At 72.7% G+C, this 14,190-nt stretch carries 15 protein-coding genes; 9 read left to right on the top strand and 6 right to left on the bottom strand.

Features of this window, described 5'->3' with window-relative positions:
* Positions 1-46: 46 nt before the first annotated feature.
* Complete coding sequence (locus A3Q37_RS15810; protein ID WP_065484725.1) at positions 47-517, bottom strand: hypothetical protein; 471 nt, start codon at positions 515-517, stop codon at positions 47-49.
* The gene (locus A3Q37_RS15805; RefSeq protein WP_065484722.1) at positions 514-1,092 is read right to left on the bottom strand and encodes a hypothetical protein; all 579 of its coding nucleotides are present in this window, start codon (positions 1,090-1,092) and stop codon (positions 514-516) included. Before A3Q37_RS15805 ends, A3Q37_RS15810 begins: the two co-directional genes overlap by 4 nt.
* A 194-nt stretch (positions 1,093-1,286) precedes the next feature.
* On the opposite strand from A3Q37_RS15805, the gene A3Q37_RS15800 reads away from it, so the two are divergent.
* Complete coding sequence (locus tag A3Q37_RS15800) at positions 1,287-1,772, top strand: GNAT family N-acetyltransferase (RefSeq protein WP_065484719.1); 486 nt, start codon at positions 1,287-1,289, stop codon at positions 1,770-1,772.
* Between the two features lie 9 nt (positions 1,773-1,781).
* Here A3Q37_RS15800 and A3Q37_RS15795 read toward each other — a convergent pair whose 3' ends face one another.
* Positions 1,782-2,162 carry a VOC family protein gene (locus A3Q37_RS15795; RefSeq protein WP_065484712.1) on the bottom strand — a complete coding sequence of 127 codons (381 nt, stop codon included), beginning with the start codon at positions 2,160-2,162 and terminating at the stop codon, positions 1,782-1,784.
* Between the two features lie 143 nt (positions 2,163-2,305).
* Between A3Q37_RS15795 and A3Q37_RS15790 the strand changes: the two genes are divergently transcribed.
* The gene (locus A3Q37_RS15790) at positions 2,306-2,854 is read left to right on the top strand and encodes a DUF6328 family protein (protein ID WP_065484705.1); all 549 of its coding nucleotides are present in this window, start codon (positions 2,306-2,308) and stop codon (positions 2,852-2,854) included.
* Positions 2,855-2,860: 6 nt separating this feature from the next.
* Here the strand turns inward: A3Q37_RS15790 and A3Q37_RS15785 are convergent, their stop codons facing one another.
* From A3Q37_RS15785 to A3Q37_RS15775, 3 genes are all read right to left on the bottom strand, one after another.
* Positions 2,861-3,673: a VOC family protein gene (locus A3Q37_RS15785; RefSeq protein WP_065484698.1), complete on the bottom strand. Its 813-nt coding sequence runs from the start codon at positions 3,671-3,673 to the stop codon at positions 2,861-2,863.
* Between the two features lie 107 nt (positions 3,674-3,780).
* Positions 3,781-4,695 carry a cation diffusion facilitator family transporter gene (locus A3Q37_RS15780; protein WP_065484695.1) on the bottom strand — a complete coding sequence of 305 codons (915 nt, stop codon included), beginning with the start codon at positions 4,693-4,695 and terminating at the stop codon, positions 3,781-3,783.
* A 72-nt stretch (positions 4,696-4,767) separates the two neighbouring features.
* Complete coding sequence (locus A3Q37_RS15775; RefSeq protein ID WP_065484692.1) at positions 4,768-5,109, bottom strand: DUF6479 family protein; 342 nt, start codon at positions 5,107-5,109, stop codon at positions 4,768-4,770.
* 154 nt (positions 5,110-5,263) lie between these two features.
* On the opposite strand from A3Q37_RS15775, the gene A3Q37_RS15770 reads away from it, so the two are divergent.
* The 7 genes from A3Q37_RS15770 to A3Q37_RS15740 all read left to right on the top strand — a co-directional run bounded on the left by A3Q37_RS15770 (position 5,264) and on the right by A3Q37_RS15740 (position 14,125).
* The gene (locus tag A3Q37_RS15770) at positions 5,264-5,653 is read left to right on the top strand and encodes a hypothetical protein (RefSeq protein WP_065484687.1); all 390 of its coding nucleotides are present in this window, start codon (positions 5,264-5,266) and stop codon (positions 5,651-5,653) included.
* 60 nt (positions 5,654-5,713) lie between these two features.
* The gene (locus A3Q37_RS15765) at positions 5,714-6,274 is read left to right on the top strand and encodes a 2Fe-2S iron-sulfur cluster-binding protein (protein WP_065484684.1); all 561 of its coding nucleotides are present in this window, start codon (positions 5,714-5,716) and stop codon (positions 6,272-6,274) included.
* Entirely contained in the window at positions 6,271-7,275 is a 1,005-nt protein-coding gene (locus tag A3Q37_RS15760; RefSeq protein WP_065484681.1) for a xanthine dehydrogenase family protein subunit M, read from the top strand. Before A3Q37_RS15765 ends, A3Q37_RS15760 begins: the two co-directional genes overlap by 4 nt.
* 109 nt (positions 7,276-7,384) lie before the next feature.
* Complete coding sequence (locus tag A3Q37_RS15755; RefSeq protein ID WP_065484678.1) at positions 7,385-9,484, top strand: xanthine dehydrogenase family protein molybdopterin-binding subunit; 2,100 nt, start codon at positions 7,385-7,387, stop codon at positions 9,482-9,484.
* Between the two features lie 181 nt (positions 9,485-9,665).
* Positions 9,666-10,124 (top strand): ATP-binding protein, encoded by a 459-nt coding sequence (locus A3Q37_RS15750; RefSeq protein WP_065484675.1) that lies wholly within the window; start codon positions 9,666-9,668, stop codon positions 10,122-10,124.
* A gap of 161 nt (positions 10,125-10,285) precedes the next feature.
* Positions 10,286-11,698, top strand: coding sequence for an NADP-dependent succinic semialdehyde dehydrogenase (locus tag A3Q37_RS15745; protein ID WP_065484669.1), 1,413 nt, complete (start codon positions 10,286-10,288; stop codon positions 11,696-11,698).
* 48 nt (positions 11,699-11,746) lie between these two features.
* Entirely contained in the window at positions 11,747-14,125 is a 2,379-nt protein-coding gene (locus A3Q37_RS15740) for a phosphoketolase (protein ID WP_065484664.1), read from the top strand.
* Positions 14,126-14,190: the final 65 nt, after the last annotated feature.

The following is a 14,190-nucleotide window of genomic DNA, read 5'->3' as shown; positions in this document are numbered from 1 at the left end:
CTCGGCCGGACCGGCCCCTTCCCACCCACGGTCGTACGAGCCCCCGTCACAGGCGTACGAGGCGCTCCGTCAGGTCGCGGTAGTGCTGAAGGGCGATCCGCAGATCCTCGGTGTCCGCGCCGGAGTCCGCTCCGCTCCCGTCCTTCCCGGACCGCAGCCGCCGCCCGCGTTCCGCCAGGGCGGCTCCGAGGTCCGCGACGACCTCCTCGTACGTGGCGTCGGCGTCCCGTACCGCCCGGCGCGGGTCCTCCACGAATCCGGTCACCGCCTGCTGGATCCGGGCGGCGAAGGCCTCCCGCTCCTCGGGGGCGAACAGCGGCTTCCCGGGGTGCGGGCCGTCCTCGGCCGGCCCTGCCGGTTCCGGTTCCGTCTCCTTCTCCATGCCCGTGGCCGTCCTCGTGGCCGGGTCCGGCGTGCCCGGGCGCCGGACGGGCGTACCCGTGTCGATGGGGTCGGCGCCCTCCGGAAGCCGGGTGCCGACGGGCGGGTTCGTCCTGTCGTTCGGTGTCCGCGTCATGAGGTGCCGCGTCCCTTCACCAGATGCCGGCTGCCGTGCTCACGCCCCGACGGGCCGCCCCCGAGCAGGGCGTCGAAGAGCTTGCGGGCCTCGATGAGGGCCGCGCGCCTCTCCTCGGTGTCCGCGTCCCCGCCTCGCGCGGTGTGCACCCGGCGGTAGCCGTCGACGTGCGCGGCGTGGTGGACGGAGAGCGCGTCCGTACGGTCCTCGAAGTCGTCGCCGTCCGGGAAGCCGCGCTCGCGCGACAGATCGGCCAGCAGCGCGTCGGCCTCGGCCAGCGAGCGCTCCGGCGATTCGACGAACAGCTCCTGGGCGCCCGCCCAGCGGGCGGCGTAGCGAGCCCGGGCTTCCTCGGTCAGCGGGCGCTCGTCGATGGCCCCGTGCCGCTTCACCCGATCGGCGAGCTCCCGCTCGGCCGCCTCCGTGTCGCCGCCGTGGCGGGCGACCACCCGGTCGTACTCCGGGCCGAAGCGGCTGCGCAGCCCCCGGCCGCCGCCGATACGTCCACGGAGCAGGAAGAACGCGGCGATGGCCGCCACGGCGACCACGGCGATGATGATGATCGCTGTCGTCACGGCTACCGCCCCCAACGTTCATCGGCCGGTACGTAGCTCTGCTGTCGCACAGTGGTCAACCCCTTTCGGTCCGGGCCCGGCGGCAATCGCCGGACGGCGTGCTGGAGTTCGTGTACCCCCGGATCCCCGTTCGAGGCAGGCGGGCTGCCCCGGGCCGAACCCGCCGCCCCGGGGAGGTGCCGCATAATCGCCGTATGGGAGTGGGCAGCGCAGGACAACGACACGGGCGTGCCGACGTGGTGATCCGCCGGGCCGTGGCGCGCGACGCCGCCCGGCTGACCCGGCTCGTCCGGACGTCACGCGCGTACGAGGGCCCGTACGCCCCGATGGTCGCGGGCTACCGGGTCGGACCGGACTACATCGAGGCGCACAGGGTTTTCGTCGCCGTGGACGACGCGACGGACCAGGTTCTCGGGTTCTACGCGCTGCTCCTGGACCCGCCCGAACTGGACCTGATGTTCGTCGCCGACGCAGCCCAGGGGCTCGGCATCGGCCGGCTGCTCGCCACCCATCTGCGCGAGGAGGCCCGCGACGCCGGGCTCACGGGCGTCCGGATCGTGTCCCACCCGCCCGCCGAGGGCTTCTACCGGAGCATCGGCGCCGAACCCGTCGGCACGGTCCGGGCGCGCCCGCCCGCGGTGATGTGGGACCGACCCGAACTCCTGCTCCGGACCGGCTGAGGGTGCCGGTCAGCCGCCGTACGGGCGGGTGATCAGCTCCAGCCAGTGACCGCCGGGATCGGGGAAATACACGCCCCGCCCGCCGTCATTGTGGTTGATCTCGCCGGGGTGCTTCTTCTGGGGATCGGCGTAGAACTCGATTCCCTGCGCCTGGATCTTCGCGAACGCGGAATCGAACTCCGCCTCCGAAATGAGGAAGGCGTAGTGCTGCGGGGTGATCGAATCGGCGGGAATCGTCGCGAAATCCAGCGTGACGCTGTTCGCGAGAACGACCGGAATGAACGGACCCCACTCCTCGCCGACCGGCAGATCCAGCAGATCCGCGAAGAACTCGGCGGACTCGCGGTTGTCCTTGCAATGGACGATGGTGTGGTTCAACTCGACTGACACGGTGGAATGCCTCCAACGGGCATCTCACGGGCTACCTCCACGCCTCACCCGGCCGGTGACCGACGCGCGATGCCCTGCGGCGATCTTAGACGCGCCGGGCAGCCGGGTCGAGCGCGTTCGGGTCGAGACGAGGAGAGACACCGATGACGGAGACCTCTGGCAGAGGGCGGGAGGAGACCCAGGAGGAGCGGGCGGACCGGCAGTGGTCCGAACTCCTCCAGGAACTGCGCGTCGCGCAGACCGGGGTGCAGATCCTGTTCGGCTTCCTGCTCGCGGTGGTCTTCCAGTCACGGTTCGAGGAGCTGGGGGACGTCGACCGGAACATCTACGTGGTGACCGTGATGCTGGGCTCCGCGACCGCCGCGGCGCTCATCGGGCCCGTCTCGTACCACCGGCTGCTCACCGGCCGCCGGATGAAGCCCGAGACGGTGATCTGGGCCTCGCGGATGACCGTCCTCGGCCTGGTGCTCCTCTTCTGCACCATGTGCTCGACGCTGCTGCTGATCCTGCGCGTGGCCCTGCACAACGAGACGGCCCTGTGGCTGGTCGGCGGGATGGCCCTGTGGTTCCTCATCTGCTGGTTCGTCTTCCCGCTGTGGGCCATCGCCCGAGGGCATTCCGGCCCGCGCGAGACCGACACGGATGACATGGATGACATGGACAGCACGGGAGACCGGGGGCGCGGCGCCTAGGCGGCGTCAGGCGGGGCTGCGTACATCCGTGACCGCGAACAGCGCGCCGTCCGGATCGCGCAGCGTGACCTCGGTGCCCTCGAAGCCGGTGCGGTCCTCGACGAGGGCGCCGCCGTGCCGCTCGGCCGCGGAGACCGTCTCCGCGAGGTCCGCCACCGGGAACTGGACCTGCCAGTGCGGGCGCACCAGCGGGTCGGCCGCGGCCTCCACGGCCCCGGAGCTGATCCGGGCCAGCGGATGGCCCTCGCACCGCACGATGACCTCCTCGCCCTCGTACGCGACATCGCAGCTCCCCGGCCGCCCGCTCGCCCAGTCGAGCACCTCGCCGTAGAAGATCGCCGCGTCGAAGGCGTTCCGGGTCCGCAGCCGCAGCCAGGAGTGCGCGTGGTCGGCGGGGGCCGGCGGCGACGTGGAGGGTTCGGTGCGCTCCCACAGGCCGAAGGCCGCCCCGTCCCGGTCCGAGGCCAGCACACCGCGCCCCTTGCCGAGCGTCAGCGGCCCCACCGCCACGGTCCCGCTGCGCTCCCGGATCCGGGCGGCGGCCACGTTCGCGTCCTCCACCGCGAAGTACGGCGTCCAGGCCACCGCGACCTGGAACGCCGAGGAGACGGCGAAGAGGCCGGCCACCGGGACCTGGCCTCGGTAGGCGACCGAGAAGTCGGACCCGAGCCGTCCGGGGCGGAACGACCAGCCCAGGACCTGGGAGTAGAACCGCTCGGCGGTCTCCCGGTGCCGCGTCATGAGGGTGACCCAGCACGGTGCGGCAGGACCCGTCAGAGGCGCTGCCGAGGAGGCCGTACGGGGATCGCTTCCGGTCATGGTCCACTGCCTTCGTCGGGGAGCGGCGTCCTGCCCGGCCGCTGCGGTCCAGGAACCAGCGTCGACCGGCCCGCCCGGTCCCGCAACGCGGGCCGGACGCGCGCGGGTCACAGCCCGGCGCGCGGCGGGGCGTTCGTGACGTCGAGGAAGACCTGGTCGGCCTGCGGCCACCGGTCGGCCATCGCCTCCCTGATGCGCATCGAGACCTCCTCGACGCGCTCGCTGTCGATGCCCGGGGCGAGGTCGATACGCGCGGCCACCAGGACCGAGTCCATGCCGAGGCGCATCGTGAGCAGCTCGGCGACGTTGTCGATCTCGCCCTGGCGCATCAGGAACCCCACCAGCTCGCGGCGCAGCTCCGGATCGACGGCCTCGCCGATCAACTGGTCACGGGCGTCCCGCCCGAGCCGGAAGGCCACATAGACGAGCAGCAGCCCGATCCCCAGCGAGGCCGCCGCCTCCCACACCACACTGCCGGTGGCCAGATGCAGACCCATGCCCGCCATCGCCAGGGTGACGCCGAGAACCGCCGTGCTGTCCTCCGCGATGACGGTGCGCAGCGCCGGGTCCAGCGAGCCGCGCTTCTCGCCGCGCGCCTGATGCAGGGCCCGCGTGAGGGATGTGGCCTCGGCGACGAAGGCCACTCCGAGGACGATCAGCCCCGCCGTGTAGCCCGCGGGGGTCTCCTGTTCGTCCCGGCGCAGCGCGGAGAGCCCCTGGTAGAACGAGAAACAACCGCCCATCACGAAGATCCCGACCGCGGCGAGCAACGCCCAGAAGAACCGCTCCTTGCCGTATCCGAACGGATGACGGGCGTCGGCGGGACGGCGGCTGCGCCGCAGCGCGGCGAGGAGGAAGACCTCGTTGAGGCTGTCGGCGACCGAGTGGGCGGCCTCCGACAGCAGGGCGGGGGAGCCCGAGGCCAGTCCGCCCACGGTCTTGGCCGCGGCGATCACGAGGTTGGCCGCGAGCGCGACCAGGACCGTGAGACGCGTACGTCGGTCGGCGGCCGAGCCGGCCATCACAACCTCCTGGACCGAGGGGGCCGGCGAGACGCCCTCCGGGGGACGGGCAGGACGGGCTGGACGGGCGGATCAGCCTCGGGGCTGCTCCTCGTCGGGCGGCAGCGGGCCGTTGCCGTGGTCCTTCAGCTCGTACGGTGACAGAGCGTGGCCGTCCTCGGGGAACCGGTCGGAGGAGTGCGGGTCGGTCTGCTCGATGTGCGTACGCCGTTCGGGCTTCGGCGGCTGCTCATCGGGCCGGGGCGGCGGAGGCTCGGCGTCGTGCTTGCGCTTGCTGAGGAGGAAGCCGCCGATCAGCAGGGCCACGACGGCCACCGCCACGACGCCCAGGAAGACCCCGAGGGCGCCTGTGCCGTCCGCGAGCGGGACCTCGGCGGGCGCATCGACCGCATTGACTGCCTTCAGAACATCCATGTCATCCGCATACCCCGAGAGAAGGGCATCAGTCAGCTATTCACAGCAATTCATGTTTTATGGGTATCTCAGGGGAAACGCGTTTCAAGACCGCGAGTCAGGACAGCCCTCCTGCCCGCCCTCAGGAAGTTTCAGACCCCCGGAAGGAACCACGGTGAACAGCACCCCCGAGCAGAGCGGCGAGGAGCACCCGGCGGGCCGGGAGGTGGTGGTCTCGCTCAGCCGCTGCGACACCGAGGACGCCCGGACCGTGTTCGACGTGCTCGCCACCGGCTTCGCCTCCGACCACCCGATGGGCGAGACCCCCGAGCAGACCTCGGGCCCCCGCCCGACCGTCTGGGTCACCACCGTCGACGTGACCGAACCGATGGCCGACGCCACCCCCGCCCGCCTCACCGCACCGGTCACGGTGGACGCCCAGGGCGGCTACTGGGCCGTCGACCGGCTGCGGACCCATCTCACCGGGGCCTTCGCGGTGAGCGTCGTCGGCACGGCCGCCGGGGACCAGGAGCAGGAGGTCCGGCTGCGGCTCCAGAACCGCTGACCGGGCCCGAACCAGTCCCGGCCGGGGTGACCCGGCCGTACGGCGAAGCGAAAGGCGCGCATGGATTCCCTCGCTCTCGGAGCGGACCTCGAACCCGAACCGGTCGTCGACGAACACTCCACCGTGACCCTGTTCGTCAACGGCGAGGAGACGACGCTGACCGTCGACCACCGCGCCACAATCCTGGAGACGCTCCGGGAGCGCTTCGGCCTCACGGGAGCCAAGAAGGGCTGCGACCACGGCCAGTGCGGGGCCTGCACGGTCCTCGTCGACGGGCGGCGGGTCAACAGCTGCCTGCTGCTCGCCGTGGCCCAGGACGGCGCCACGGTCACCACGGTGGAAGGGCTCGCCGACGGCGAGAGCCTGCACCCGGTGCAGCGGACGTTCGTCGAGCGGGACGCCCTCCAGTGCGGCTTCTGCACCCCGGGCCAGATCTGCTCGGCCGTGGGCATGCTCCGCGAGGCCGCCGACGGACACCCCTCGCACGTCACCGCGCCGGACACCGCGACCGGGCCGGTCGCACTCGACGCCGACGAGATCCGCGAACGCATGAGCGGCAACCTGTGCCGGTGCGGGGCCTACCCCCGGATCGTCGAAGCCATCGAGGACGTGATCGGGTGAAACCGTTCGGCTATGCGCGCCCCGCCTCCACCGACGAGGCCGTCCGGCTCTGCGCGGCCGGCCCCGGCGCCCGCTTCCTGGGCGGCGGCACCAATCTGGTGGACCTGATGAAGCTCGGCGTGGAGACGCCCCGGGTCCTCATCGACGTCTCCGGCCTGCCTCTGCACCGGGTGACCCGGACGGCGGAGGGCGGCCTGAGCATCGGCGCCACCGTGCGCAACAGCGACCTCGCCGCCCACCCCGACGTCACGGAGAACTACCCGGTCCTGTCCCAGGCGCTGCTGGCCGGGGCGTCGGGCCAGCTCCGCAACGCGGCCACCACCGGCGGCAATCTGCTCCAGCGCACCCGGTGCCGCTACTTCCAGGACGTCTCCAAGCCCTGCAACAAACGGCTCCCCGGCTCCGGCTGCCCCGCGCGCGAGGGGACCCACCGCGACCTCGCGGTCCTCGGGCACTCGCCGGAGTGCGTGGCCACCAACCCCTCAGACATGGCCGTGGCCCTCGCCGCGCTGGACGCGGCCGTGCACCTCCTCGGGCCCGAGGGCGAACGGGCCGTGCCGCTCACCGAATTCCACCGTCTGCCGGGGGAGAACCCCGACCAGGACACCGTGATCAGGCCCGGCGAGCTGATCACCGAGGTGGTGCTCCCGCCGCCGGTCCCCGGGGCGGCCTCCCGCTACCGCAAGGCCCGCGACCGGGCCAGCTTCGCCTTCGCGCTGGTCTCCGTCGCCGCGACGCTGCGAGTGGCGGCGGGCCGCGTCGAGCACGCCACGCTCGCGTTCGGCGGCGTCGCCCACCGGCCGTGGCGGGCCCGCAGGGCCGAGGCCGAACTGCGGGACGCCCCGGCCACCCCCGCCGCCTTCCAGCACGCCCTGATCGCCGAACTGGCCGAGGCACGGCCGCTGCGCGACAACGCGTTCAAGGTGGACCTCGCGCGCCGCCTCGCCCTGGACGTACTGGGCGAACTCACCGAGCGCCAGCAGCCGGCCCGGACCGGCTGACCCGCGCTCCTGGCTGACCCCGCCAACTCCGCCGACTCCGGCCGGACGCGCAGGGACCGGCCGACCCCGCCCGTACGGCCGATCTCCCCCACCCCCGAGGACCCCCGCCATGACCACGCAAGCCCCGCAGTTCCCCGGTGCGCCCGTCGTCCGCAGAGAGGCCCGGGACAAGGTCACCGGCACCGCCCGCTACGCGGCCGACCGCACGCCCGCCGGCTGTCTGTACGCCTGGACCGTCCCGGCCACGATCGCGGCCGGACGCGTCACCGCCGTACGGGCCGTCGACGCCCTCGCCGTACCCGGCGTCCACTCCGTGCTCACCCACGACAACGCGCACCGGCTCCAGGAGCCCGACGACCCGATCCTCGCCGTGCTCCAGGATGGCCGCGTCCCGCACCACGGCCGCCCGGTCGCCCTCGTGATCGCGGATTCCCCGGAAGCCGCCCGGACCGGAGCCGGGGAGCTCCACATCGAGTACGAACGCGACCCGCACGACGTCACCCTCACCGAGGACCACCCCGGCCTGTACACGCCCGAGGAGGCCAACGGCGGATTCCCCGCCGTCCGCAACCGGGGCGACGTCGAACGGGCCCTGGCCGCCTCGCCCGTCCAGATCGACGCGACATACCGGATGGACGCGCTGCACAACCACCCCATGGAACCGCACGCCGCCACCGCCGTGTGGACCGACGGACACCTCACCGTCCACGACTCCAGCCAGGGATCCGACAAGGTACGCGGCAGCCTCGCCCAGGCGTTCGGTCTTGACCCGGAACAGATCACCGTGGTCTCCGAGCACGTCGGCGGCGGCTTCGGCTCGAAGGGCACCACCCGCCCCCAGGGGGTCCTGGCCGCGATGGCCGCCCGGCACACCGGGCGTCCCGTCAAGCTCGTCCTCCCGCGGGGCCAGCTCGCCGAGGTCGTCGGGCACCGGGCTCCCACGATCCAGCGGGTCCGGCTCGGCGCCGACCTCGACGGCATGCTCACCGCCGTCAGCCACGAGGTGGTCACCCAGACCTCCACCGTGAAGGAGTTCGTCGAGCAGGCCGCCGTGCCCGCCCGCGTCATGTACGCCTCGCCGAACAGCCGCACCGGGCACCGGGTGGTCGCCCTCGACGTGCCCAGCCCCTCCTGGATGCGCGCCCCGGGAGAGGCCTCGGGGATGTACGCCCTGGAGTCCGCCATGGACGAACTCGCCTCCGCGCTCGGCCTCGACCCCGTGGAGCTGCGGCTGCGCAACGAACCCGCCACCGAACCGGACAGCGGCCGCCCCTTCAGCAGCCGCGGCCTCGCCGCCTGCCTCCGCGAGGGCGCGGCACGCTTCGGCTGGCACGACCGCGACCCCCGCCCCGCCGCCCGCCAGGAGGGCCGCTGGCTCCTCGGTACGGGCGTGGCCTCCGCGACGTACCCCGTCCTCGTCTCCCGGTCCACCGCGAGCGCCCACGCCGCACCGGACGGCTCCCTGCGCATCCGGGTCAACGCCACCGACATCGGGACCGGGGCCCGCACCGTGCTGGCCCAGATCGCCGCCGACGCGCTCGGGTCCGACCCCGCGGCCGTCCAGGTCGACATCGGCTCCACCGGCCTGCCCACCGCCCCGCTGGCCGGCGGCTCCTCCGGCACCGCCTCCTGGGGCTGGGCCGTGCACAAGGCCGCCGCCGCTCTCGCCGCCCGCCTCGCCGAGCACACCGGGCCGCTCCCCGCCGAGGGGATCACCACCACCGCCGACACCGAGCAGGAGACCGCCGAGGAGTCCCCGTACGCCCGGCACGCCTTCGGCGCGCACTTCGCCGAGGCGGCCGTCGACGCCGTCACCGGCGAGGTGCGCGTCCGCCGCCTCCTCGGCGTGTACGCCGCCGGGCGGATCCTCAACGCGCGCACCGCCCGCTCCCAGTTCACCGGCGGCATGGTGATGGGCATCGGCATGGCCCTCACCGAGGGCTGCGGCATCGACCCGGTCTTCGGCGACTTCACCGCCAAGGACCTCGCCTCCTACCACGTGCCCGTCTGCGCCGACACCGCCGACATCCAGGCCCACTGGATCGAGGAGGACGACCGCCACCTCAACCCCATGGGCAGCAAGGGCATCGGCGAGATCGGGATCGTCGGCACCGCCGCCGCCATCGGGAACGCGGTCCGCCACGCCACCGGAGCCCGGCTGCGCGAACTGCCCCTCACCCCGGACACCTTGCTGCCCTACCTGCTGTGACCGGGCACCGCCCCCACCAGCACGGACGGCCCAGCTGTTGCGCGTCCGGCGTACCGGCCTCACCCTGAGGAGTGACCCAGAAGTGATAGGTGCTCACGCTTCGTGTTCGGGGGTCGTTCGTACGACGGGGTGAAGTACGACGGGGTGAAGCACGTGGGCCTCGTGGTGAGGAGCCTCGACGATGACCGTTCCACTCGACCGGCACTATTCGGTCGAACTGCACGTGTCGGCAGAGCGCGTTTCCCAGCTGCGGCGGATCGTCGCCGCGCACCTCCGTCACTGGAGTCTCGATCTGCACGTCCGGCCCGTGTGCCGGGCCCTGGACGAACTCCTGACCAACGTCCACCGGCATGTCGGCGACGGCAACACCTGCGTCCTCGAACTCCGCTGGACCGGACGGCACGTGACCGTGTCCGTCGCCGACAACAGCGCCCGGATGCCCCGGCTCCTGCCGGCCGGCGGCGGGCTGAGCCGGGTCATGGCCCTCAGCGACAGCTGGGGCACCTGCCGGACCACGGACGGCAAAGTGGTCTGGTTCACCCGCTACGCCGAGGCGCCGAAGACCGCGGGACTGCTCCCGTACGCCCCGCTGCCCGGCGTCCGCACCGCCCTCGACGTCCCGGCGGCGGCGCTCGTGTGACCGCCCCGAGCAGGGCGGCCCGCACACCGGCCGACGCGGATCGTGCCCCCGGGCACGCATGATCCGCGTCGGCCGGGTACGTGCGGGGGAGGGGAGGGCCGCGTTGCGCGGACCGGTGCGGCGCGGCACGGTCGGACTACCGATGCAAGGAGGCCACTGCCATGCCCATCGCGACGGTCAACCCCGCGAACGGCGAACTTATCAGGTCATTCGACGCCCTCGGCGAGGAGGAGACCGAACGCCGGATCACCGCCGCCGCGGAGACCTTCCGCCAGTACCGCACCACCCCCTTCCAGCAGCGCGCGGCCTGGCTGAACCGGGCCGCCGGCCTCCTCGACGAGGACCGCGACACCATCGCCCGCACGATGACCCTGGAGATGGGCAAGCCCATCACCGCGGCCCGCGCGGAGGCGGCCAAGTGCGCGAAGGCGATGCGCTGGTACGCCGACCGTGCCGAGGGGCTGCTCGCCGACGAACACCCGGACCCCGCCGATGTGACGGACTCCGGCGCCTCCCGCGCCCTGGTCCGCTACCGGCCGCTCGGCGTGGTCCTCGCCGTCATGCCGTGGAACTTCCCGCTCTGGCAGGTGGTGCGCTTCGCCGCGCCCGCGCTGATGGCGGGCAACGTCGGACTCCTCAAGCACGCGTCGAACGTCCCGCACACCGCCCTCTACCTGGAGGACCTCTTCCACCGGGCCGGATTCCCGGCGGGCTGCTTCCGTACGCTGCTGATCGGCTCGGGCGCCGTCGAGGCCGTCCTGCGCGACCCGCGCGTCGTCGCCGCCACGCTCACCGGCAGCGAACCCGCCGGGCGTGCCGTCGCCGCCACCGCCGGTGACGAGGTCAAGAAGACCGTGCTGGAACTCGGCGGCAGCGACCCCTACCTCGTCCTGCCCTCGGCGGACGTGGAGAAGGCCGCCGCCACCGCCGTCACCGCGCGCGTCCAGAACAACGGTCAGTCCTGCATCGCCGCCAAGCGGTTCATCGTCCACACCGACGTGTACGACGCGTTCGCCGAACGCTTCACCGCGGGCATGCGGGCCCTGACCGTCGGCGACCCGCTGGAGGAAGCCACCGACATCGGGCCGCTCTCCACCGAACAGGGCCGCGCCGACCTGGAGGAACTCGTCGACGACGCCGTCGAGCGCGGCGCCGAGACGCTGTGCGGCGGCCGCCGTCCCGACAAGCTGGGTGGCGGCCTGGAGAACGGCTGGTTCTACGAGCCCACCGTGCTCGCCGGTATCACCACCGCCATGCGCATCCACCGCGAGGAGGCCTTCGGCCCGGTCGCCACCCTCTACCGGGTCGCCGACCTCGACGAGGCGATCCACCTGGCCAACGACACCCCCTTCGGCCTCAGCTCCAACGTCTGGACCCGCGACCAGGGCGAACAGGAACGCTGCGCCCGCGATGTGGAGGCCGGCGGCGTCTTCTTCAACGGGATGACCGCCTCGCACCCCGCCCTCCCCTTCGGCGGCATCAAACGCTCCGGTTACGGCCGTGAGCTGGCCGGACACGGCATCCGCGAGTTCTGCAACACCACCACGCTCTGGTACGGCCCCAAGACCTCCTGACACCGGACAGCCGCCCGTGTGCCGTCACCCGACGAGGAGACCTGCTCCGTGAGCGACACCCGTACGCCCGCCACCCTCACCGACGACGAACTCGCCGCGCTCGACGCGCACTGGCGCGCGGCCAACTACCTCGCCGTCGGCCAGATCTACCTGATGGCCAACCCCCTGCTGACCCGGCCGCTCGTCCCCGACGACATCAAGCCCCGGCTGCTCGGCCACTGGGGAACCTCGCCTGGACTCAACCTCGTCCACACCCACCTCAACCGGGTGATCAAGGCCCGCGACCTGAGCGCCCTGTGCGTCTGGGGACCCGGCCACGGCGGACCCGCCGTCCTCGCCAACGCCTGGCTGGAGGGCAGCTACTCCGCCACCTACCCGGACGTCGGCCGCGACGCCGAGGGCATGGGCGCGCTGTTCAAACAGTTCTCGTTCCCCGGCGGCGTGCCCAGCCATGTCGCCCCCGAGACCCCCGGTTCCATCCACGAGGGCGGCGAACTCGGCTACGCCCTCAGCCACGCCTACGGGGCCGCCTTCGACCACCCGGAGCTGCTCGTCGCCTGCGTGATCGGCGACGGGGAGGCCGAGACAGGGCCGCTCGCCGCGTCCTGGCACGCCAACAAATTCCTCGACCCGGTCCACGACGGGGCCGTCCTGCCCATCCTCCACCTCAACGGCTACAAGATCGCCAACCCGACGGTCCTGGCCCGCATCCCCGAGGAGGAGCTGGAGCAACTGCTGCGCGGCTACGGCCACGACCCGCTGTTCGTCGGCGGCGACGACCCGGCCGCCGTCCACCGGGACCTGGCCGCCGCCATGGACACCGCCCTCGACCGCATCGGCGCGTACCAGCGGGCGGCCCGCGAGGACGGTGTGACCGAGCGCCCCCACTGGCCCATGATCGTGCTGCGTACCCCCAAGGGCTGGACCGGCCCCGAAGAGGTCGACGGGCAGCCCGTGGAGAACACCTGGCGCTCCCACCAGGTCCCGCTCTCCGGCGTCCGCGACAACCCCGAGCATCTGCGGCAGCTGGAGGACTGGCTGCGCTCCTACCGGCCCGCCGAACTCTTCGACGCCGACGGCCGCCCCACCGCACAGGTCCTCGCCTGTGTGCCCGAGGGGGAGGCCCGCCTCGGCTCCACCCCGTACGCCAACGGAGGGCTGCTCCTGCGCGGCCTGCCGCTGCCCGATCTCGCGGACCACGCCGTACGGGTCGACAGGCCCGGGACCTCCCTCCACGAGCCGACCAAGGTGCTCGGCGGCCTCCTGGAGAGCGTCATGGCCGCCACCGCGGACCGCAGGGACTTCCGGGTGGTCGGCCCCGACGAGACCGCGTCCAACCGGCTGGACGCCCTCTACCGGGCCACCGGCAAGGCCTGGCAGGCCGGCACCCTTCCCACCGACGAACACCTCGCCCACGACGGCCGGGTGATGGAGGTGCTCTCCGAACACCTCTGCCAGGGCTGGCTGGAGGGCTATCTCCTCACCGGCAGGCACGGGCTCTTCTCCAGTTACGAGGCGTTCGCCCACATCGTCGACTCCATGGTCAACCAGCACATCAAGTGGCTGCGCACCTCGCGCCGGCTGCCCTGGCGGCGGCCCATCGCCTCGCTCAACTACCTGCTGACCTCGCACGTCTGGCGCCAGGACCACAACGGCTTCTCGCACCAGGACCCCGGCTTCGTCGACCACATCCTCAACAAGAGCCCCGAGGTCGTCCGCGTCTACCTCCCGCCGGACGCCAACACCCTGCTCTCGGTCGCCGACCACGCGCTGCGCAGCCGGGACTACGTCAACGTCGTCGTCGCCGGGAAGCAGCCGACGTTCGACTGGCTCACCCTGGACGAGGCCCGCGCCCACTGCGCGCGCGGCGCCGGGGCCTGGGAGTGGGCCGGGACCGAGGACGGCGGCCGGGAACCCGACGTGGTCCTCGGCTGCGCCGGGGACGTACCCACGCAGGAGATCCTGGCCGCCGCCGACCTCATCCGCCGCCATCTGCCGGAGCTGGCGGTGCGTGTGGTCAACGTCGTCGACATCGCCCGGCTGATGCCCGAGTCGGAACACCCGCACGGCATGCCGGACTCCGAGTTCGACGCCCTGTTCACCCGCGACAAGCCGGTGATCTTCGCCTACCACGGCTATCCGTGGCTGATCCACCGGCTCGCCTACCGCCGCAACGGCCACGCCAACCTCCATGTGCGCGGCTACAAGGAGGAAGGCACCACGACCACCCCGTTCGACATGGTCGTCCGCAACGACCTCGACCGCTACCGGCTGGTCATGGACGTCATCGACCGGGTCCCGGGCCTCGGTGTCCGCGCCGTCGCCGTACGCCAGGAGATGGCGGACATCCGCAGCCGCCACCACGACTGGATCCGGGAGCACGGCACGGACCTGCCGGAGGTCGTGGACTGGAGGTGGGGCGGCTGACCGGCCTGTTCACCGGGGGCCCGTACGGCCCGCGCGAGGCGATGCGCGATCATGGACGGCGACCC

Origin of the sequence: Streptomyces sp. PTY087I2, from assembly GCF_001687325.1 — a bacterium.
Classification (GTDB): domain Bacteria; phylum Actinomycetota; class Actinomycetes; order Streptomycetales; family Streptomycetaceae; genus Streptomyces.
This window is presented reverse-complemented; position numbering and strand designations above follow the sequence as displayed.